Consider the following 20,788-nt stretch of genomic DNA (forward strand, 5'->3'; position numbering starts at 1 on the left):
ATCCTCGGGCGCCGCGCTCCGCCGCGCCGCCTTCACGCTTTGCAGCGAGGTCTGACGAGAGATCCTGGATCTCTGCCCGTCGAATCCTGTGGCCCGGAGGGGTGGAAGCGCGGCGCCGGCCTCAGGCTCCACGTCGGCGGCTCGTGGCAAGGCTTCTATTCCGTCGCCATGTATGGAGCGAGCTTCGGCGTCGCCCTCGGAGGCACGGGCAAGCACATCGCGTTCTGGGGAGGGGTCGATGGCTTCGTCGGCGTCACCGAGTTTGGCCTCCGCACCGTCATGATGCGCCCGAGCTTCGCGATGGCTGGCAGGATCTCTGACCTGCGCAACCAGGGACGGCCTTTGGCGCCGCGGCGCTACGCCCCTCCGCCGCCGGCGCTCCCCTCGCCGTGCCGGTGCACCCGCGCCCGCCGCTCCCGGTTCCTCGCCACCTTCGCCGCGCGGCTCGCCATGAGCTCCGGAGACGGCTTGCGCCCGAGGTGCGGCACCTGCTCCGCGTGGTGCTCGTCGAACGACCCCGGCTCGCTGCCGAGCTCGAAGATCGCGACCTCCCGCTGGCCTCGCTCGCCGAGGCGCAACGGCATCACCGCCGCGCCGATCCCCGCCCCGACGTAGACCGCCCCCTGGCCAGGCTCCCCCCGCTTGCGCGTGCCGTAGAGCCCGTGAATGTACCGGTGCCCCGCGATCTTGCCGATCGAGAGCTCGTTCAGGCGCGCGACCGTCACCTGGCCCGCGTGCGTGTGGCCCGACAGCACCAGCGGGATGCCATGGCGCCAGAGCCCGTCCGCTTCCTCGGCGATGTGCGAGAGGCCCAGCGTCGGCAGATCGCGCCGCATCCCCTTCACCGCCTTCTCGAGCGACGCGTGGCCCGTATACGCGTCGTCGAGCCCCACCACCTGGAGCCGCTCATGGCCCAGCGTGACGACCGTGCTCGCGTTGCAGAGCACCGCGGCGCCGCCCCGCTCGAGCGCGCGCTTCACCGCGTCGGCGCCCGACCAGTGATCGTGATTCCCCAGCACGGCGATCACCGGCGCCTCGAAGCCGCGCACCACCTCCTCCAGCTGATCGAGGTAGAGCTGGCTGTGACACACGAAATCGCCCGTGAGCACGACGAGGTCGGGCCGCTGCAGGTTCGTCAGCGCGACGGCCGCGCGCTGCACCCGCACCGACGTCACGCGACCGACATGCTGATCGGTCAGGTGGGCAATCCGGAGCGACGACATCTGATCCAGGTAGGCCGCCGGCCCCGCGAAGCGCCGGAGCCGGATCCCCATGGTCGGGTCCGCTCCCTCAGACGCTGGCGCCCCCCCGGAGGCGCCAGCGCCTCGCGTGAAGAGCCTCCGCCACCGCTCCCTCGCAGGTACTGCGCTGCTCACGATGGCCGAGTGTAAGGGTGAGGCTGAATGGCCGCCACCTTTTCTTTCGTCGAAGACGCCTTGACACCCCGGTTCAGCGGAGCGCAGCAATTGGTCGACGTGCGCACATGGGCGAGGTGCGCGTCGCGCTCGCCGCCGTCCGCCAGGCTGTACCCGAGACAGCGCCGATCTTGGAAAACTCCGCGCTCGTGCGACTCAGGCATCCATCATCGCGCCTGAGCTCGTCGGATCAGGTCGCGATCGATGGATGCCAGGGTAGGACAGCCGGCGAGCGCCATGGCGATCGAGAGCTCGTCGCGCAACCCCGCGAGCACGCGCGCGACGCCCTCGCCGCCGAGCGCGGCGAGCCCCCACAGGACTGGGCGTCCGACCAGCACCGCGCGGGCGCCGAGCGCGATCGCCTTCAGCACGTCGGTACCCCACCGGATACCGCCGTCCATCAGCACCGGGCACCTCCCGGCGACCGCGTCGGCGATCGCCGGGAGGGCCTCGATCGTCGCGGGGGCGCCGTCGAGCTGCCGCGCGCCGTGGTTGGAGACGACGACGCCGGCGGCGCCCGCCTCGAGCGCGCGGACCGCGTCGTCCGGCCTGACGATGCCCTTGAGCAGAATAGGGAGCCTCGTGAGCGAGGCGAGCCACCCGACGTCGCGCCACGTCAGCGAGGCGTCATGTCGGGAGGCGACGTAGGACGCGAGCAGAGAGCCCCGCTCCTCGGCCGGCGCGGCCGCCGTGGCGTCGACGAGGTTCGCCATCACGAGCCCCTCGGGCAGCGCGAAGCCGTTGCGCACGTCCGCTATCCGGCGGCCGAGGACCGGTGTGTCGACGGTCAGCATCAGCGCCCGGTAGCCGGAGGACTCGGCCCGCTCGACGAGGGCGCGCGTGAGGCCGCGATCCTTGTGGACGTAGAGCTGGAACCACTTCGGCCCTGGAGACGCGCCCGCGACCGCCTCGAGGCTCGTCGTCGAGAGGGTGGAGAGCGTGAAGATGGTGCCGAGCTCGGAGGCCGCCCGCGAGGAGGCGATCTCCCCGTCGGGGTGCGCGAGGCGCTGATAGGCCGTCGGCGCCACGAGGATGGGGAACGGCACCCTCGTGCCGAGCACCGTCGTGCTCATGTCCCGCTCGGCCACGTCGACGAGGACGCGGTAATGGATCTCGAGGCGGCGGAAGGCGCGCCGGTTCTCGCGGAGCGTGCGGCCCTCGTCGGCGCCTGATCGGTAGTAGTCATAGGCCATCTTCGACAGCCGGGCGCGCGCTGCGCGCTCGAAGTCGTCGACGGTGAGCAGCGACGGAGCGGGGCGAGGGTCTTGCACGGTGTTCTCCTGGAGATCCCGGCGGCGCGTCCCGACCGCAGGGGGCGCCCATCCTACCAGCTGGCCCCGCGACCAGCCGGCTGGCGAGCGCGCTTCCCCGCAGCCCGGCGCGGCCGCGGCGCCCGTGGGAGCTCGGCCGCGCCGCGCGAGGGGCGCGTCCACCACCGGACCTCCGGGCGGCCGCCCTCGAGCAGGGGCGCAGGCCTCGGTCTCAGTTGCAGGCGGCGAACTGCCCGCTCGCGGGCTGGTTTCCGGCCTTGAGCTCCAGCATCGCTTCCACGGTGGAACCGTTGATATCGGTCGCGCGGACGTGGTACGGCGCATTCCCCATGTTCCCGTCGCCGACGACGAAATAGTTGTACGGCTCCCGCGTGGCCGTCTTCCACGTGCCGTTGATCTCCACCTCCAGCTTTTCGATCGGGTGCGCGTGCCCCTCGACGAGGATCTGGTTCCAGGCCACGTTGGTCGGCTCCTTGAGCCGGAAGGAGACGGCGCCCGTCGTCGGGCACGGGATGTACCGCCACGAGATCTTCCCCGCCGCGCCGCCGTTCGTGGTCCCCAGATACCCCTCTCGCTCTTCGCCGATCTTGAGAAAGGCGTTCTTGCTGAGATCGATGTGGCCCGTCTTGCACTTCGGGTTCGTGGCGATCGGGCACTGGTCCACGACCATGGCCTGCACCTTGCGCCCGTCGTCCCGGGAGACCTCGACGCACGCGCCGCACATCGCCGCCGCGTTGTAGTCGGCGGTGTTCATGGCGGCGAAGTACTGGCCTCCGCCGAACGGGACGTGCCCGACGACGTCCGGGTTGCGCCCGACGATCGGGTAGCTGCAGTTCACCTCGGTCGAGCCCATGTCGAGCGTGTAGAAGGTGATGGATCCGTTCGCGTACTCCGCGGGATAGTCGCAGCTCACCGGCTCGCTGCCCGTCCCCGTCGAGGTGGTCGCGCCGGTGCTCGTGGCGCTGGGATCGCCGCCGCCGCCGCCGCTCGTCGAGGAGGTGGAGCCGGCCGTCGTGGAGCTGCCCGGACCAGCGCCCGCGCCCGTCGTGACGCCGTCCCCGCCCCCTGCGCCTGTGCCGGCGCTGGCGCTGGCGCCGACCGCGCCCGCGCCCCCCGGCCCGCCGGCGGCGGACGAGGCGCTCTCCGCGCTGCCGGCGTCACCGCCGCCGCCGTCGCTGCAGCCAGCCACGCCGAGCGCGATCAGCGACACGAGCGGCCATGAAATGCCCCTGGGCATAGAACCTAGCTTCATCTCGACTCCTTAAGATTTACGATAGGAATGGATTCGCGAATCCACGCGGTTGGCTTATCACGGCCCCGCGGCGCGCTGCTCGATGAAGGTGCCGGCCGCCGTCGTGTACGCGATCCACAGCGAGCCGCCGCGATCCGCCTCGATCGCCACGTGCTTGAACGACTTGCCCTCCACCGCGACGCAGCGCGCGTGAAACCGCCCTTCGCCGTCGAGCTGCCCGAGCTCGAGCGCGTGGCGCGCCCCGGGCTCGCGCGACACCGGCCGGACCCGGGCCACGTGGATCGGCGAGACGCCCTGCGTGGCCGCGATCGGCGCGGGGCTGAGCCCGTTCGGGTAGAGCGACCAGACCGCGGGCATGTCGTCGCGCGGCGCCTCGTCGACGCGGATCGCCGCCATGCCGAACGCCGAGATGTCCTTCGCCGCCGGCAGGAGCACGTACGCAGGCCCCGAGGCGCCGATGGCGAGCGCGCCGCCCATCCGCGATTCCCCCGCGTCGCCGACGAAGACGACCGCGTCAGGGCCGAGCTCGAGCTTGCCTTCCGCCGTGAGCCCCAGCGTGCGGGCGTGCACCGGCGTCAGCGCCGAGCGCGCGTCGATGTACATCGCGAGCGCGCCTCCCTTCCAGGGCGACAGCGCGACGAAGGTGGCGCCGCTGCCCTCCTCGGAGAGCGGCACGGCGGCCCCGTCGTCGAGCACAGCGAAGGCCTGCGTCACGGCGCCCTCGCTCGTCTTCCGATCCGAGAGAAAGGCGAGCAGCGTGTGCCCTCCGGGCAGCGCGACGGCGGAGATCCCCGTGCCGCGGCGCCCGGCGCCGATGGGCGGCCCCTCGCCGCCGCCGAGCGGGGTCCTCCGGATCGTGCCGCCGTGATCCATGCAGTACACGAACCGGGAGGCCACCACGCACGCCGGCCACGAGGCGCGCGCTGGATCGCCGGCGCCCTCCCCGGCGTCGGGCGCGGCCTCCGCGGGCGGAGAGCCTGGCGCGGTGAGCCCACCGAACGACGGCGCGACGTGCTGCGCCACGCCGTCGCGGTTGAAGATCACCCGGAAGTCGGCGCGCTCCGCCTCGTCGGGAGACCACAGCAGCGCCGGCCCACGGAGCGAGAGCGAGAGCGGCCCTCGGCGCAGCTTGCAGCCTGCGCCCAGCGCGGCGGCGTCCGGAGCTGCCGCGTCTGGCGCGGCGGCGTCCGGTGCTGCCGCGTCCACCGCTGCCGCATCTGCCGCTGCTGCGTCCGCCACCCCGGCGTCCAGCGACAGTGCGCTCGCGGCGCTGGCCGCGCTCGCGGTGGGCGCAACGGAGGGCGCCGGCGCCACAACACCCGCGTCGGGCGCCGGCCCGGCGCCAGGTGCACCCGAGCCGTCACGGCAGGCGGCGAGCGCCGCCAACACGAGCACGCGCGCGCCCAGGGGGGGATAGCTCACCACCGCAGCCCGACTCCGAGCAGGGCCAGGATGTTCCCCGAACGCATGCGGAAGCTATCGGGCGGACGGCGTGTAGCGTCAACCCGGGAAGCATCGCCGGATGCCGTGACGACCCGCGGATCGAAGGGGGAGTCCATGCGAAGCGCCAAGGCTGGTGCTCTCACCACCGCTGCTGAATCGGTCCCGCGAAGGAGGGGAACGCTATGACGAATCGAACGATCCCCAGCAATCACCGCGTGAGCTGCCTCCTGGGGAGACGCGCGATCATATCGAATCGTTCGAGAAGACCGGCGCGCGCGGCGACACCGGCGGTCCGGCGCCGGGGAGCTCGACGGTGAACGTGGCGCCGGCGCCGGGCGCGCTCTCGACACGGATCGAGCCGCCGTGCGCCTGCGCGATCTGGCGGCTGATGTACAGGCCGAGCCCCAGCCCGCCGTAGTGCCGTTCGGACACGGCGCGCTCGAAGCGATCGAAGATCCGCTCCTGGCGCGCCGGGTCGACGCCGATCCCGTGATCCTTCACCGAGAGCCGCGTCGTCCCGGCCTCCTCGCCGAGGACGATCTCGATGGGCTTGCCCGGGCCGAACTTGATCGCGTTGGCCACGAGGTTCGTGACGATCTGGTCGACGCGGGAGCGATCCCAGGAGCCCACGTTCCGGCCGCTGATCCTCAGCGAGACCGAGCAGCCGGCGCGCGCCAGATCCAGCTCGAACCGCGCGATCACGTCGCGCACGACCACGCCGAGGTCGACCTCCGCGAGGTCGAGCGAGACCCGATCCGTGTCGATCCTCGAGACCTCGAGGAGCTCGCGGTTCAGGCGGGCCAGGCGCTTCACCTGCCGCAGCGCGCGCTCGACCTGCCTGCCCATCGCCGGCGGATCGCAGGGCCGACCCGAGCGAAGGCTCCTGTCCATGGCCTCGAGCGAGAGCGTGAGCGACGTCATCGGCGTATTGAGCTCGTGCGTCGCCACGGTGAGGAACTCGTCCCGCATGCGGATGGCCTCCTGGGTGGCGCGGTACAGCCGCGCATTGTCGATCGCGAGCGCGGCCCTGTGCGCCACGTGCTGGACGATCTCCAGGTCGGCCTCCCCGTAGCAGCGCCCCGGCGCGGACGAGACGACGCTCAGCGCCCCGATCGGCCGCCCCCGCGCCATGAGCGGCACCACGATGAGGCTCTGCACCCCGAGCTCGTGGATGAGCCTCGCATGCTCGTCGTCCTCGCAGTATTGCCGGAGCTCTTCCTCGGAGCACCCGGAGACAAGCAACGGCTCACCACGCCGCAGCGCCCTGGCCGCCGGATGGGGCGAGTCCAGGGCAGAAGAATACCGACGCCGCAGCTGCTCGATCAGCGACTCCTTGGCGGAATCCCTGTGCGCCCAGAGGCTTCGCCGGATCTGCTCGCCTTCGACGACATCGGTGATGCACCAGTCGCAGAGCGATTGCACCGCGAGCCGCGCGACGCGCGCCAGCGTCTCCTCGTAATCGAGCGATCCGGAGAGGATCTCCCCGGCCTCGGCCAGGAAGGCCGCGCGCCGCTCCGCCGCCTCGGCCCCCGTCCTCGCGGCCTGCTCCTTGGAGAGGAGCCGCGCGTTCTCCAGGGAGATCGCGGCCTGCGCGGCGAGCAGGGACAGGGCGGTGAGCCGCTCCGGCGGGAACGCGCCGGCGAGAAGGTCGTTCTCTAGGTAGAGCAGGCCCGCCACCTCCGCCTGCCTCAGGATGGGCATGCAGAGGACCGACCTGGGCTTGCGCCGCGCGAAGTACGCGTCGCCGGAGAACTTGCCGTCGAGAGCCTCGGTAGGGCTCAGGATGACGCGCTCCTTCGTCCTTTGCACGTAGCGGACGAGCGACATGGGGACGCGCTGTGAAGCGCCCTCCCCAGAGCGCGGGAGGAGGGTCTTTACCTCCCCGCTCTCCTCCAGGATGGCCTCGGCTCCGAAGGAGAGGCGCTCGTCCTGGTGCAGGACGAGACAAGCTCGCTGCGCGCCGCCCTGCTCGAGGACGACCGTGAGCAGCGTCCGCAGGAGCTTGTCGAGGACGATCTCGCTCGAGAGGGTCTGCGACGCCTTGATCACCGAGAGCTGGTCGAGCTGCTCGAACCGCGCCGCGAAGGAGGCGGTCGGGGCGAGCGGCCTCGCGTCCCAGAGACGCGGATTCCGCTGATCGATGTGCCGGACCTTGCCGTCCGCCCCCCAGCGGACATAGCAGGCGCGGGCCTCGCGGAGGTAGGTGTCGGCGATCAGCTCGAACCCTCGCTCCCGATAGAACCCCGACGCGATCTCGTAGGCCAGCGCCTCGTGGTGGACGAAGCCGCTCGCGCGCCCGGCGCGGATCGCCTGCTCGTAGAGCTGGGCAGCGTCGTCCCATGCGCCGCGGAGACGCGCGATCTCGGCGCCGATCAGCGCCGCCCGGTCGCGGAAGTTCTCGGGGCAGCTCTCCGCCCAGGTGTCGATCTGCCTCTGGTGGGCGGCGAGCGCCTCGAGGTGCCGGCGCCGCTCGGCGGCGTCCGCCGCGCGGCAGCGCGCCGCCCGCGCGAGCGCTCCATAGAAATGGTACTCGGCCACCTCGAAGAACGAGCCCGACGTCCAGAGGAGCGGCCGCGCCTTCTCCGCGGCCTCGAGCGAGCCGTCGAGATCGCCCGCGAGGAAGCGCGCTTGCAGCTTGCGTATCCAGTACCAGCAGGTGGCGATCGCGAGGCGCGGATCGCCCTCCAGGCGCCGCTCGAACCGGCGCTCGTCGAAGTCGACGTCGCTGAACGAGGAGAGATCGGGCAAGAGGCCCCGGAGGGCCCGGATGAGCCTGAGCTGCGCGGTGACGATGTCGACCTCGAGGCCGAACCGCGCCCGCCGCACGAAGTCGAGCGCGCGCTCGGCCTCGCGCTGCACCTCGCCGAGGGGCTCCCCCGCGGCGAGGAGGATCGTGATCAGGCCGTTCTTGTTGTACGAGGCGTACGTGATGTCCCCGGTCTCCTGCCCCGCCTCGAAGCCCCGTCGCAGGAGCTCTAGGCCGGCGCGCATGTGCCTCACCCACGGGTTGACCCGGTGACCGAAGCCCAGGTAGACGAGGGATTTGAAGCGCAGGGCCCCGCGGCGCTCCAGGAGATCGAGGCCTAGCCTGCCGAACCGGTAGGCCATGCGGTAATCGCCGAAGCGCGGCCCGAGGAGCATGCCGAACCAGGTGTAGGCGATGCACGATGCATCGCAGTTGCCGCGCTCGAGGCAGAGGGTCGTCATTCGCGTCACGACGAGGCAATTCAGGTTCGCGTCGGTGAACAGCGCCGGCGACTGCGCGTGGGTCAGGACATCGAGGGTCGCGCGGCACTCCGGGTCCGTCATCTGGGGTGAGTCGATGAGGTCCTCGACCGAACGGCTCCCGAGCAGCTCCCAGACGCGCTCGTATTCCTTCTGTACCTCCTCGTCCGTGGGGTGCGGCGACCACGTGACGCCGACGCGGCGGAGGTAGTCGAGGCCCACGTCGACGCCGCGATCGCTGCGGTCCATGGTCGTGTAGAGGCCGAGGCGCACGCACGTGACGGCGGCCAGATCGACGAGGCTCGCGGCGCGGCGCGAGAGCGCCGAGAGCCGCTCCTCGGCCGCCGAGAGATCGCCGGTGAGGTACTCGCACTCGGCCCGATGGAGCTCGAGCTCGAAGGTGAGCTCGTACCGTCGCTCCCAGCCATCCTCCGGGAGCAGCGCCCTGCCGGCGGCCAGATACCTCAGCGCCAGGACGCAGGCGTTCGACCCCCTGGCGCGCTTGCCCGCGATGAGGTTGAGCTCAGCCACCCGCTCGCGCTCCGCCCGTGATGTGATCAGCGGAGCGCCTCGGTCGAGCTGATTGACGATCTCGAAGATCTTCTCCTCGAGCGCCTCCGGCGCCGCGCGCGACGCGAGCAGCCGGCCGATCCCGAGGTGCACCGCCGGCCGCTCGCCTTCGGGGATGAGCGAATAGGCGGCCTCCTGGACCCGGTCATGGACGAACCTGTACGAGGCGCCCCTGCGCAGGACCAGCCCCGCGCGGACGGCATCCCAGAGGTCCGCGTGTGTCTCCTCCACCGAGCTGCCGCGGACCATCGCGAGGAGGTCGACGCCGGCGGCGCTCCCGAGACAGGCGAGGTGCTTCAGCGCCTCCTGGGCGCCCGGAGGGAGCCGCACGAGCTTGCCGACCATCAGGTCGATCACGTTGTCCGTGAAGCCCTTGTCGCGGATCTTCGCGACGTCCCACCGGAAGCGCTCGGCGCGCTCGTCGAGCTCGATGAGCCGCTCCTCGTGCAGCGCGGTGAGGAACTGGATCGCGAAGAAGGGGTTGCCGGCCGTCTTCTCGTGGACGAGGGCCGAGAGCTGCGCGGCGTCCTCGCTGCGGCAGCGGAGCGCGTCGCCGACGAGCGCGCCGAGGTGCTCCCGGGAGAGCGGGCCGAGCACTATGTCCGAGACGCGCGCGCCGTCCTTTCGCACCTTGTCGAGCGCCATCATGAGCGGGTGCGAGGGCGTCACCTCGTTGTCGCGGTACGCGCCGACGAAGAGGAGGTGGCGCGCCTCGGGGTGGGTCATCAGATCATGAAGGAGCCCGAGGCTCGCGGGGTTGGTCCACTGGAGATCGTCGAGGAAGAGCACGAGCGGGTGCTCCTTCCGGGCGAACGCCCCGATGAACCTCCGGAACACGACGCGGAACCGGTGCTGCGCCTCGGCCAGCGGGAGCTCAGGGACCTGCGGTTGCCGGCCGATGACGAGCTCGACCTGCGGGATGACGTCCACGATGAGCTGTCCGTTGGGCCCGAGCGCGTCGAGCAGCCGCTGCCGGAGCGCCGCGATCCGATCCTCGGGCTCGGCGAGGATCTCGCATACGACGTCCCGGAAGGCCTGGACGAGCGTGAAGTGAGGGACGCCGCGCCTGGATCGTTCGAATTTACCCGAGAGAAACAGGGCCCGTTCCCGGACGATCGATCTGTAGAGCTCGTGAACGAGGGCCGACTTTCCGCTGCCGGAATAGCCGGAGACCAGGACGAGCTCGGGGACTCCCGTGTCCACGACGCGCTCGAACGTGCGCCGCAACGCGCTCACCTCGCGCTCGCGGCCATAGAGCTTCTGCGGGAGCTGGACGCGGCCGGAGATGTCGCGCTCGCCCAGGGAGAACGGCTCGATCCTGCCACACGCCCGGTGCTGCGAGAGGCACCGATCGAGGTCGTGCCTGAGGCCGCGGGCGGTCTGGTAGCGATCCTCCGCCATCTTGGCGAGGAGCTTCAGGACGATCGCCGAGAGGACCTCGGGCACCCCGGGGACGACCGCGGAGGGCGGCGGCGGGGCGAGGGCGACGTGGCAGTGCACCCACTCGAGCGGATCCCGCGCCTCGAACGGCAGGCGCCCCGTGAGCATCTGGTAGAAGGTGACGCCGACCGCATAGAGGTCTGCGCGGCCGTCGATCGCCCGATTCATTCGCCCCGTCTGCTCCGGAGACAGGTACGGCAAGGAGCCTTCGATGAGCCGGGGAGTCCCCACCGGGGGCTGCTCGCGGGGGAGGCGGGAGGCAAGGCCGAAGTCGGCGAGCTTCACCTCGCCCGTGGTCGCGTTGACGAGGATGTTCTGGGGCTTGAGATCCTTGTGGAGGATGTCCCGCTGGTGGAGCTCCGCCACACAGGTGACGAGACGCACCGCGAGATCGAGGAACCGCCCGGCGCTCATGGGCGCGTCGAGGAGGATGAGGTGATCGAGCGACTCGCCGCCGAAATCCTCCATCACGAGCGCCTGCAGCCCCTCGAACGTCTCGAGGGCGAGCGGTTCGACGAAGGCCTCGTGGCGGAGAGCCTTGCCCATCGTGTACTCGCGCCGGAGTCGCTCGATGTCCTGCGAGCAACCGCTCCTCGGGTCGATGACCTTCAAGATCACCGGGCGGCCATCGGCGCTCCGGACCGCGCGAAGCAGGCGGGTTCTTCCGTCCTCGTGGAGGGTCCCGGTGATCGTGTACGGGGAGGGAGCGCCCATCTCCCTGGGCAGCCTCACGAGGACGACACGCCTCGAATCGCTGGCGCCGGTCGGCCGGGCGGAACATCGGGATCGTCGGCGACCCCGGAGCTGCCGAGCCCGTGTGCCGCCTCGAGGGGGCTCAGCCACACAACCGGCGCGCACACACGGCTCCCGCCGGACACCGCGCCGCCCGCCCCGTGCTCCCGCGATCGTGACATCGTCAGACCCCTCCCGTATCGATACACTATCGATACCACGAGGACCCCGCTGCGCCCGCCCCTGGACGGACGGCGACTGCAGGAGGGGATTCACGAAGCGATCGCTCGGCTGCTCGGGCCGCCGGTCGCACCGGACGGGCGAGCCAGCCTGGGTCGATGGTCGGATCAGGATCGGGAATCTAGAAGGCGAACGGCACGTCGATCTGCAAGATCTTGTGCTCTGACGCCTTCATCGGATCATCGAGCCCCATCGCGAACGCGACGCCGGGGCGCAACCACATCTTCTCTCCCAGCTTGAAGTGGCCGCGCGGCCCCACGGCCACCGTCGTCGTCTCGCGCGTCGCGCGGGAGGCGTCCTTCTGCACGGAGACCGGCGTCGAGAGCCAGCGCTGGTGCCGGAGCTCGGCGCCGATCGACAGCATCGGGACGACGAAGTAGCCGAGGTGCACGCCGGCGGTGAAGTTCGTCTTCGACGAGTCCGGCTGCGCGTCCTCCCCGCGGACCCGCAGGAGCTGGAGCACCGTGGCCTCGACCTGCGCGGTGAAGCCGTGCGCGACATAGGCGAACCCGACGCCCGGGAAGACCGTGAGGTCGTTGACGGCGAACATCGCGTTATCCATCGCCGAGCGGGCGTGGATCCCGGCCGTCCTCGCGGGGCCCATCTCCGGGCTCGGCGTGTTGCCGCCGCCAGAGCCCACGGGCACCGTGAGGCCAAGGAACAGGGCGAGTCGCAGCTCCGGCGTGAGCTTCAGCGCGTAGGTGGCGCCGACGACAGGGTTCATGAACCCGAAGCCCGAGTCGCCCGCAGGCGGGGAGTTCGAGACGACGCCGAGCCGCACGAGCGGGGCCAGATCGTCGGTCACCTTGTAGCTGAAGAGCAGCGTGGACGCGACGGTCGAGCCGGAGGAGCTCGCGGAAGGAGCCCTGTAGAAGGCGATCGCGGTGTCGGAGCGCACGACGGACACGGCGACCACCGGACGGAGCTGAAACGGCAACGAATACGGAGGCGGCTTGGGCTTGTCCGCCGGCGGCTCCGCGGCGGCGGGCTCCGTCGCGGGCTGAGCCGACGCCTGAAACGCGGGCAGACAAAGGAGGCTCGCGCCGAAGAACACACGGAACAACGGACGACATGGATGCTTGTTGGTCATGGGCAGCGCAGGGGGGTTGGGCTTCAGGACAACCGCTGTGGCCTCGTCGCCGACGCAACGAGACGGCCTTCGGAACTGCCGTCGGCTCTGCTGAGCCTGCTCCCACTCTCTGCGCAGAGAGGTTTCGCAAAGATGACAGGGACGAAATGATGGCGCCTGTTCGACACCTCTGTTCGCCGGAGATGTCGTTACCTGCGCGCCGCGGAACCTCGGAGAAACCTGCCGGCCATCAAGACGAGCCGCGGGCGAGCGATGCGCGGAGCGCCGATCCGCCGCCGCGGCCGGGCCTCACCGCTCGAGCACCGTGATCGACCGATCCCAGTACGACGCGACCACCGCCCGCGCGCCGTCCTTCGAGACCGCCACGGCGCACGCGCCCTTGCCCGTGGGCAGCGACGCGACGACCCTCGGCGGGTCGCCCGCGATGACCGCGACGCCGCTGCCGACCGGCGGCCACTGGGTCCCGCCGAGCGCCACGAAGAGCGTCTTCCGGTCGGGCGACGTCACGCCCGTCAGCGGCACCCCGCGGAGCGGGAGCGTGCTCTTCACCTGCATCGTCGACAGGTCGATGACGCTCGCGGTCCGCGCCTCGGCGTTGAGCGTGATGCCGTACCGGTCCTCATCGAGCAAGAAGCCCGCGGTCGGCCCGACGCCGACGGGCGTCTTCCTCGTCTCGGTCACCCCGGCGACGCTCAGCAGGATCGCCGTGTTGGACAGCCGATCCGGGAAGAACACGGCGCCGCCGTCCCGCGTGATGTCGCCCTCGCGCGGCTCGCGCCCGACCGCGATGCTCCGCCGGGTCGCGCCGAACGGCGACTCGCTCGGGTCGAACAGGTCGATCCACGCGCCCGCCGGCCGGCCCGCGTGCGTCAGCGCGCCGAGCGCCGCGATGTAGGGGCGCCCCTCGGCCTGCACGAGGAACAGCTGCCCCGTGGCGTGCGGGAGCGTGATGTTCGCGAGCCGCACCCCCGTCGGCAGCTCGAACTTCGTCACGCGCTTCGTGTCCGTCGTCGCCGCGACCACCGTCCTGCCGTCCGGCAGCGCCACGATGTCGCCCGGCGTCCGGCCGACGTCGAGCAGGACCGGATCGCGATCCCACGCGGTCGTGTCCATCACCGGGATCCGCGCGGCGTCCTGGTGCCGCAGCACCGCGACGTAGCGGTCGAACAGGAGCCGGATGTGGTCGCCCTGCGCCGGCATCGACGCCTTGTGGATGAGCTCGCCGCTCTGGAGCTTGTACTCGCGCAGCGAGGCGTCGTCGGCGCTGACGTAGATCGACGCGCCGCTCGGGTTGAAGACCACGTCGAGCGGGTGCACGTCCCCGATCCGGAACTCGCGGGCGCGCCAGGGGCCCTTCGGCTCCGCCGGGGGCGGCGCGGGCTCGGCGGCGTCGGGGCCGAACGCGGCGGGGTCCGGCGCGTCGTCCGCCGTGTCGCGCGCGGCGCGCGAGGCGGCGCCCTCCGGCGCGAGCGCGGTCAGCGGGGGCGCCTCGCCGACGGGCGACTTCAGGCTGGTCAGGGTGGCGATGATCACGGCCGCGACGCCGCTCGCGACGGTCACCGCGGCCCGCGCCAGGCGCGGCTCGCGGCCGGAGAGCGACCCCACGGAGCCGCGGTGGCGCTCGCCGAGCCACCCCTTGCAGGCGCGGCACTTGCGCGCCCCCTCGACGATCCGCGCGCCGCATCTCGGGCACGGGACGCGACGCTCGCTCATTGCAGCACCCATGCGACCTTGGCGCGATCGCCGAGCGCGAGCGCCGAGCCGCCGTCCGGGGCGAGCCGCACCCGCGTCGGCTCGCCGCCGAGCGGGTGGACCTTCGCCGCGTAGCTCTTCAGATCGACAAGGGCCACCGAGCCCGCCCCGTCGCCGCTCAGCGCGACGACCGCCTGCGCCCCGTCGGGAGCGACGGCCATGTCGAGCGCGCGGCCGGGGAACGTGACGGCGCGGAGCAGCTCGCGCTTCGACAGATCGAAGACCTGGATCGCCCGCCCCTCGTTGCACCGCACGATCGCGCGCCGGTCGCTCCGGACGAGCGCGATCTGCTCCGGCTCCCGGCACGTCGTGATGCGCGCCTCCTGCCGGACCGCGCCCGACGGGAGCCAGGTGAGCGGCACCAGCGTGTTCTCGGCCCGGAGGGCCACGAAGCCCGCCGAGCCGTCGGGGATCATGAGCGCGCTGGCCGGGTTGCCCACCATCGAGGTGCGCACGCGATCCTGCTCCGAGCCGAGCCGGCTCGGGTCGAACGGATAGGCGACGCCGCCCGACGGCTCGCGCTGGCCGGGCAGCGGGACCTGGCCCGTCGTCGTGATCGCCCGGCTGCCGCTGTCGTCCACGGCCACGGGGCCCACGGCGTCGTCGCCGAACTGGATGCGCTCGATCTCGGCGTGGTACTCGGTCGCGAGGATCGCCACCGCGTGCGCCGCCGGCAGCGAGGCGAGCGCGCGCCGGCCCGAGGCGCCGACCTGGATGTCGCCCACGGCCTCGCCGAGCTCGATCGTCTTGAGCAGCCGCGTCGTGGCGGCGTCGACCACGTAGATGCGCGAGGACGCGGTCGCGTAGACCACGTCGCCCACGCGGTGCAGGCGCCGGACGTGGGGCGCCTCGGAGACGAGGCTCAGCGCCTGGCCGGTCCGGGAGCTGCGCACCTCCAGGCCGGCGGAGAGCGCGACAACGAAGCGGTCGCGATCGAGCGGGAGCGCGTCGAGCGCGTCCTTGGGGAGCGAGAAGGGCCCGGCGATCGAGGGCGCCTCGGCCAGGTGGCCGACGTCGTTCGGGCGCTGCCAGACGCAGCGGCCGAGCTGGCACGACTCGCCGCTCCAGCACGGCGCCCCGCACACCGGGACCGGGGGAGCGACCGGCGACGCGGCCCGGGACGGCGCGAACCGGTGGGGCGCCAGGTAACGGAGCGCGCCGCCGGTGCTGATGAGCCCCAGGATCGCGCCGATCGTGACGAGCGGGCGCCAGTGGAGGGCGAGCCAGCTCGCGTCCTTGGGGGCATCGGGGATCGAAGGCGCCGTCGCCGGCCGCCTGGGCGCGTCGGCCGGCTCCCCGCACTCGGGGCAGAGGGCGACCCCGGCGGCGATGCGCTCGAGGCAGACAGGACAGGTCGCCTCGCCGGGGCCGGTCGATCGCCGGGGCGGCGGCTCCGGCTCCGCCCACGGGACGGGCACCGGGCTCGCCTCGGCGGCGTGGCGAGCCTCCCGCGCCTCAGCGGCGCTGGAGCCGGGCTCGGTATCGCTCCGCGTCTCGTGATCCACCGCGCACCTGCGTCTCTTCCGTGTCCGTGACGAGCGGACCTCGCGTAACCCGAGCGTGCCCGGAAGTCGAGCCCCTCGTGCCGGCGCGGCGGCCCCGGCGGCGTGGCCCAAGCCACGCGCGGCCCGCGCCGTGGCCGAAACGACGCGGCAGGAGATCGCACCGCCACGAAAGACGCCTCGCGCGGCGGGGCGAGGGCCGCCGGCGCAGCAGAGGGGAACATGGTTGTGACCGTCAGCTCGGCAGTCGGCCGCTGGGCGTCAGCTCGGGAGTCGGCCGGCGGCCGCCGGGTGGCCGAAGCGTCGATATCACCGAATTGACGTGCTCCCTGCTCCCGGCGCGCTTGCGCGCCATGATTCGCCCAGCGAACACCATCAAAAGAAAATCCCAGCACCATCAAAACAATAGGCCCATTTGCCGGGTGCAATTCCACCAGATAACGCGCCACGTCAGCACGCCGGGGGGACACTATCATGCTAATTTACCGGCGGGGTCTTGGGACGGCATCTTAAAACGAGGTTGGCGATGAAAAAGACGGCTGGGTGCGTGGCGGCGCTTGCGCTTGTGGGTGTGCTGGGTGGTTGTAGCGCGGAGAATCAGGGGAGCAGCAGCAGCGGGGGCGACACGTCATCGCAGGGGCAGGGCGCGGGCGGGCCCGGCGGGACCACCGGCGGGCCCAGCGGGACGGGCGGCTACGATGACAGCTTCGGCTCGGTCAATCCCAGCGTCGGCAGCAGCGGTGTCGGCGGGAACCCCGAGGGGGACCAGGGAACCGGCAAATCGTGCGACGGCAAGTTCACCGGCCGGGTGCGCGACTTCTTGGAGGCGCACCCCGACATGGAGCCGCAGGACGAGGGCAAGTGCGTCAACTGCGACGATCACATGATCGTCACGGACACCCTCGGAGAGGACCTGAAGCCCGTCTATGCCGGCGGGGCCGAGGGCACCACGACCACGACCGGCAAGGAGAACTTCGACGTGTGGTTCCGCGACACCGAGGGCGTGAACATGCCGATGAACCTCACGCTGCAGTTCGAGGACCCCGAAGGCGACGGCGTGTGGACGTACAACAACCGGGCGTTCTTCCCGATCGACGAGGCGCTGTTCGGCAACGAGGGGCGGCCGCACAACTACCATTTCACCTTCGAGATGCACATGGGCTTCCAGTACAAGGGCGGCGAGCAGTTCACGTTCGCCGGCGACGACGACGTCTTCACGTACATCAACGGGAAGAAGGTGGTCGACCTCGGGGGCATCCACGTCGAGCAGACCGAGGTCGTCGACCTCGACGACCTCGGGCTCGAGATCGGGAAGACGTATCAGCTCGACTTCTTCTTCGCCGAGCGCCACGTGACCGACTCTCACTTCCGGATCGACACCTCGATCGAGTTCCTCAACTGCGGCATCCAGGTCAACTGACGCCGGCGACGGGCGAGGCCGCGCGCCTGGCCCTCCCGTGGCGCCTCGTCGGGGTGCCCCCTCCCCGCGACGCTCGCGCGCGCGCGGCGATCCGTCAGAGCAGGCCAGGGCAGGCGAACTGCGGCGGAGCGCTCTCGAGCACGGCGCAGCGCGAACCGCACTCCTGGTAACAGTCCATGCAGTCGGCGTACGAGGCGGCCAGCCCGTGCGAGGTGATCTCGCCGACCTGCTCGGCGCACGCCTTCCTCGCCTTCTCCGCGTCGTAGCCGCCGCAGCCGGACACGGCGCCCGCGACCGCGACGAGGGCGGCGACGAACAGCGAGCTCTTCCTCTCCTTGCTCATGCGGCTCCCTCTCATTCTGCGCAGGTGAACGTCTGCGGGCACGCCCCCGACGGCTCGCAGGCGTCGCCGCACTCCTCGTAGCAGCGCACGCACGCCTCGTGGCTCTCGTCGGTGGAGCAGGACGGCACCGCGCCGCGCAGCTGGGCACAGCGCTGCTGCGCCTCCTCCGTCGAGAGCCCCCCGCAGCCGACCGCGAGCGCGACCAGCGAGAGCAGCGCCGCGCCAGTACCCAGCCTTCGAGCCATCCAAGCCTCCCTTCGAGCCATCCAAGCCTATCCGAAGCGCCGCGGCAGAGCGCGGCTTTCCGCCGCGCGCGCTCAGCCGTCCGCCGGCCTCGGCACCGTGACGAGCCCGTACGTCCCCGCGCCGCTCACCTGGATCCACGCGCGAAGCACCTGGATCGGCCGCCCCGCCCGCGCCACGGCGGCCGCCGCGTCGCCGAGGTCGCGCGCGCACGCGGCGTGCAGGTCGTCGGTCGTCTCGTGGTCCTCCGCGGAGCGGCGGATCCAGACCGCGGTCGACGGCATCGCCGCGCCCTCGTGCCTGTCCTGCCAGCGCCTGCCGACGAGGTGCGCGCGGAGGAGCTTCCTCGCTTCCGGGGGCGTGTCCGGGTGGAGCTCATACACCATCGTCGCGATGAACGACCTCATGCGCCCGAGCCTGCCGGAGCAGCGCGGGCCCGTCCAGCGCCGCGCGCCGGATGTCCGGCCATGGATGCCAGGCTCCTGCGCCGCTTCGGGGCGGCTTGGCGCGGGCGTCCCCAGCCGACGGGCGCGGTCTCGGATCAGCTTGGGTCCTCGACGCCGAGGCGCGCGGGCACAGCCGTCGAACCCGCGTTCCTGTACAATGCGCGAACGGGCATGACATCTTCCACCCTCGTTGCCGTCGTCGGCGACGTGCATGGCGCCATGCACTCCATGGTCGAGCTGCTCGACGCCTGGGAGCACCGCCATCGCCGTCACATCGATTTCGTGCTGCAGGTCGGGGACTTCGAGCCACACCGCCACGAGGACGATCTGGCCACGGCCTCGCTCCCGCAGAAGTACCGGGATCTCGGTGATTTCTGGGCCTTCGACCAGGGCATGGCGAGCTTCGAGTGGCCGATCTACTTCATCGGCGGCAACCACGAGCCCTACGGGTTCCTCGACCAGTTCCCCAGAGGCGGCGAGATCGCGCCGAACTGCTACTACCTCGGCCGCGTCGGTCGCGTCGAGGTCGCGGGCCTCAGGGTGGTGGGCCTGAGCGGCATCTACTCGGAAGGCGCGCTCGCCTGGCGGCCGCCGCTGCGCGAGATCAAAAGTCAGAAGAAGAAGCTCTTCGCTTACTACACCGAAGACGAGGTGATGAAGGCCGCGAGCTACGGCAGCTGCGACATCCTCGTGCTGCACGAGTGGCCGCGCGGAGCGATCGAGCCCGAGCAGGAAGCGGAGCTCGCGGGCATGCGCCGCGCGCACCGCCCCGAGGAGGTGGGCAGTGAGCTCGCGCGGCTGGTCGTCGATTCGCTGCGGCCCAAGCTCGTTGTCGCGGGTCACATGCACTGGCGGCACCGCTCGCGGATCGGCCCGAGCGCCTTCGCCGCGATGGGACACATCGACACGGGCAAGGACGCGCTCGGCGTGTTCGAGGCACGCGCCGACGGCTCGATCGTGGAGATCGAGTGAAGCGCGATGGGCTCACGAGCAGAGCCCAGCGCTCAGCATGCCAGTCGGACGAGCGAGCGGGCTCGCGCGGAATTCCCGCACGCCCAGGCGGCGAAACGGTGGAATAGTGTCCTGCCCATGCCTCCGAGCGACCTCGACCCCAGGCGTATCCTGCCCATCGCGGACCGGTTGCACGCGGACCCCGGCTACGCCGGCCGCGGCGTCACCATCGCCTTCCTCGACTCCGGCTTTTACGCCCACCCGGACCTCACCACGCCCAGGAACCGCGTCCTCGCCTACCACGATCTGTTCGCGCCCGAGGCGGGCCCCTCGGCGCTCGAGCGCGGCGACGCCTCGTCGTGGCACGGCATGATGACCTCGGTGGTCGCCGCCGGGAACGGCGCGCTCTCCGACGGGCGCTTCCGCGGCCTCGCCTGGGAGGCGAACCTCGTGCTGGTCAAGGTCGGCTTCGCCCACCGCATCGTCCACGACGACATCCGGCGGGGCATCGAGTGGGTGATCGCGCACCGCGAGCAGCACGGAATCCGTGTGCTCAACATCTCCTGCGGGGGCGATTACGAGGAGTCGTACCTGACCGGGAGCCTGTCGCGCGCCGCCGACGACGCGACCCGCCACGGCATCGTGGTCGTGGCGGCCGCGGGCAACGCAGGGCACGACCCGGGGCACCGGGTCCTGCCGCCGGCCAGCGCGCCGAGCGTCATCGCCGTCGGGGGGCTCGACGACGGCGGCGCAGGAGAGCAGACGTGGAACTACCACTCTTCGTACGGCCTCACCCTCGACGGGCTGCAGAAGCCGGAGCTCATCGCGCCGGCGATCTGGCTGGCGGCGCCCATCCTGCCGGGGACGCCGACCGCGGCGCAGGCGCAGCTCCTCTCGCTGCTCGACCGCGCCCGGGACGAGGAGCTGCCCGGGCTGCTCGTCGAGCACGCGTGCGTCGATCCGGACCTCGACGCCATCGCCGGCCGCGAGCCGTACCTCGTGCGCCAGCTCGCGGCGGCCAAGCTGCGCGACCAGAAGGTGATCTCCGGCCATTACAAACACGTGGACGGGACGAGCTTCGCCGCGCCGATCGTGAGCAGCGTCGTGGCGCAGATGCTCGAGGCGAACCCGCGCCTCTCCCCGCAGCAATGCCGGCGCATCCTGATGAAGACGGCGCGCGGGCTGCCCGGCATCGCGCCGGAGCGGCAGGGCTTCGGCGTCGTGCAGCCCCGCGCCGCGGTGGCCGCCGCGCGCGCCGCCGCGTGAGCTCGCCCGCCTCCACGCGGCGAAGAGGTCGCTGGCGCTCAAGCTGACCTGCCCGACCTGCGCCGTGACGCCGCGCCCGGGGCCGTCCTGGAAGCGGCCGATCGCCGCGAGCTGCACGGCGGCGGGCTCGCCGCGGGCGAGCGCGACGGACCTCCAGGTCGAGCTCCGGACAGGCCGGGTACCGCGC

General features: G+C 71.7%; 14 protein-coding genes. 3 read left to right on the forward strand and 11 right to left on the reverse strand.

Annotated features, from left to right (window positions below; translation table 11 throughout):
* Window positions 1-356: 356 nt before the first annotated feature.
* From WMF34_RS39045 to WMF34_RS39080, 8 genes are all read right to left on the reverse strand, one after another.
* On the reverse strand, window positions 357-1,274 hold the full coding sequence (locus WMF34_RS39045) for a metallophosphoesterase (protein WP_437990974.1): 918 nt from the start codon (window positions 1,272-1,274) through the stop codon (window positions 357-359).
* A gap of 308 nt (window positions 1,275-1,582) precedes the next feature.
* Window positions 1,583-2,686 carry an alpha-hydroxy acid oxidase gene (locus WMF34_RS39050; protein ID WP_437990975.1) on the reverse strand — a complete coding sequence of 368 codons (1,104 nt, stop codon included), beginning with the start codon at window positions 2,684-2,686 and terminating at the stop codon, window positions 1,583-1,585.
* 211 nt (window positions 2,687-2,897) lie between these two features.
* On the reverse strand, window positions 2,898-3,938 hold the full coding sequence (locus tag WMF34_RS39055; protein ID WP_437990976.1) for an expansin EXLX1 family cellulose-binding protein: 1,041 nt from the start codon (window positions 3,936-3,938) through the stop codon (window positions 2,898-2,900).
* Between the two features lie 57 nt (window positions 3,939-3,995).
* Window positions 3,996-5,360, reverse strand: coding sequence for a hypothetical protein (locus WMF34_RS39060; RefSeq protein ID WP_437990977.1), 1,365 nt, complete (start codon window positions 5,358-5,360; stop codon window positions 3,996-3,998).
* Between the two features lie 264 nt (window positions 5,361-5,624).
* Window positions 5,625-11,330: an AAA family ATPase gene (locus WMF34_RS39065; RefSeq protein ID WP_437990978.1), complete on the reverse strand. Its 5,706-nt coding sequence runs from the start codon at window positions 11,328-11,330 to the stop codon at window positions 5,625-5,627.
* Between the two features lie 379 nt (window positions 11,331-11,709).
* Window positions 11,710-12,651 (reverse strand): hypothetical protein, encoded by a 942-nt coding sequence (locus tag WMF34_RS39070; RefSeq protein WP_437990979.1) that lies wholly within the window; start codon window positions 12,649-12,651, stop codon window positions 11,710-11,712.
* Window positions 12,652-12,966: 315 nt separating this feature from the next.
* A complete protein-coding gene (locus tag WMF34_RS39075) occupies window positions 12,967-14,391 on the reverse strand; it encodes a hypothetical protein (RefSeq protein ID WP_012240298.1) in 1,425 nt (474 codons plus the stop codon).
* Entirely contained in the window at window positions 14,388-15,935 is a 1,548-nt protein-coding gene (locus tag WMF34_RS39080) for a YncE family protein (RefSeq protein WP_012240299.1), read from the reverse strand. Before WMF34_RS39080 ends, WMF34_RS39075 begins: the two co-directional genes overlap by 4 nt.
* A 523-nt stretch (window positions 15,936-16,458) precedes the next feature.
* On the opposite strand from WMF34_RS39080, the gene WMF34_RS39085 reads away from it, so the two are divergent.
* Window positions 16,459-17,352, forward strand: coding sequence for a fibro-slime domain-containing protein (locus WMF34_RS39085; protein WP_012240300.1), 894 nt, complete (start codon window positions 16,459-16,461; stop codon window positions 17,350-17,352).
* Window positions 17,353-17,446: 94 nt separating this feature from the next.
* On the opposite strand, the gene WMF34_RS39090 is transcribed toward WMF34_RS39085, so the two are convergent.
* The 3 genes from WMF34_RS39090 to WMF34_RS39100 all read right to left on the reverse strand — a co-directional run bounded on the left by WMF34_RS39090 (window position 17,447) and on the right by WMF34_RS39100 (window position 18,345).
* Window positions 17,447-17,695 (reverse strand): hypothetical protein, encoded by a 249-nt coding sequence (locus WMF34_RS39090; protein ID WP_437990980.1) that lies wholly within the window; start codon window positions 17,693-17,695, stop codon window positions 17,447-17,449.
* 11 nt (window positions 17,696-17,706) lie between these two features.
* On the reverse strand, window positions 17,707-17,940 hold the full coding sequence (locus tag WMF34_RS39095) for a hypothetical protein (protein ID WP_012240302.1): 234 nt from the start codon (window positions 17,938-17,940) through the stop codon (window positions 17,707-17,709).
* A 72-nt stretch (window positions 17,941-18,012) separates the two neighbouring features.
* The gene (locus WMF34_RS39100; protein ID WP_044966869.1) at window positions 18,013-18,345 is read right to left on the reverse strand and encodes a hypothetical protein; all 333 of its coding nucleotides are present in this window, start codon (window positions 18,343-18,345) and stop codon (window positions 18,013-18,015) included.
* 210 nt (window positions 18,346-18,555) lie between these two features.
* Between WMF34_RS39100 and WMF34_RS39105 the strand changes: the two genes are divergently transcribed.
* Window positions 18,556-19,356 carry a metallophosphoesterase gene (locus WMF34_RS39105; RefSeq protein ID WP_044966871.1) on the forward strand — a complete coding sequence of 267 codons (801 nt, stop codon included), beginning with the start codon at window positions 18,556-18,558 and terminating at the stop codon, window positions 19,354-19,356.
* Window positions 19,357-19,473: 117 nt separating this feature from the next.
* Window positions 19,474-20,601, forward strand: coding sequence for a S8 family serine peptidase (locus tag WMF34_RS39110; protein ID WP_437990981.1), 1,128 nt, complete (start codon window positions 19,474-19,476; stop codon window positions 20,599-20,601).
* Window positions 20,602-20,788: the final 187 nt, after the last annotated feature.

It is taken from the genome of Sorangium sp. So ce145 (assembly GCF_051525985.1).
GTDB lineage: Bacteria > Myxococcota_A > Polyangia > Polyangiales > Polyangiaceae > Sorangium > Sorangium cellulosum_B.

What these genes read in the sequence shown, in the direction of transcription:
- WMF34_RS39045 (WP_437990974.1), bottom strand. Translation starts at nt 1,274, where the DNA reads ATGGGGATCCGGCTCCGGCGCTTCGCGGGGCCGGCGGCCTACCTGGAT.
- WMF34_RS39055 (WP_437990976.1), bottom strand. Translation starts at nt 3,938, where the DNA reads ATGAAGCTAGGTTCTATGCCCAGGGGCATTTCATGGCCGCTCGTGTCG.
- WMF34_RS39065 (WP_437990978.1), bottom strand. Translation starts at nt 11,330, where the DNA reads ATGGGCGCTCCCTCCCCGTACACGATCACCGGGACCCTCCACGAGGAC.
- WMF34_RS39075 (WP_012240298.1), bottom strand. Translation starts at nt 14,391, where the DNA reads ATGAGCGAGCGTCGCGTCCCGTGCCCGAGATGCGGCGCGCGGATCGTC.
- WMF34_RS39085 (WP_012240300.1), top strand. Translation starts at nt 16,459, where the DNA reads ATGAAAAAGACGGCTGGGTGCGTGGCGGCGCTTGCGCTTGTGGGTGTG.
- WMF34_RS39090 (WP_437990980.1), bottom strand. Translation starts at nt 17,695, where the DNA reads ATGAGCAAGGAGAGGAAGAGCTCGCTGTTCGTCGCCGCCCTCGTCGCG.
- WMF34_RS39095 (WP_012240302.1), bottom strand. Translation starts at nt 17,940, where the DNA reads ATGGCTCGAAGGCTGGGTACTGGCGCGGCGCTGCTCTCGCTGGTCGCG.
- WMF34_RS39100 (WP_044966869.1), bottom strand. Translation starts at nt 18,345, where the DNA reads ATGAGGTCGTTCATCGCGACGATGGTGTATGAGCTCCACCCGGACACG.
- WMF34_RS39105 (WP_044966871.1), top strand. Translation starts at nt 18,556, where the DNA reads ATGACATCTTCCACCCTCGTTGCCGTCGTCGGCGACGTGCATGGCGCC.
- WMF34_RS39110 (WP_437990981.1), top strand. Translation starts at nt 19,474, where the DNA reads ATGCCTCCGAGCGACCTCGACCCCAGGCGTATCCTGCCCATCGCGGAC.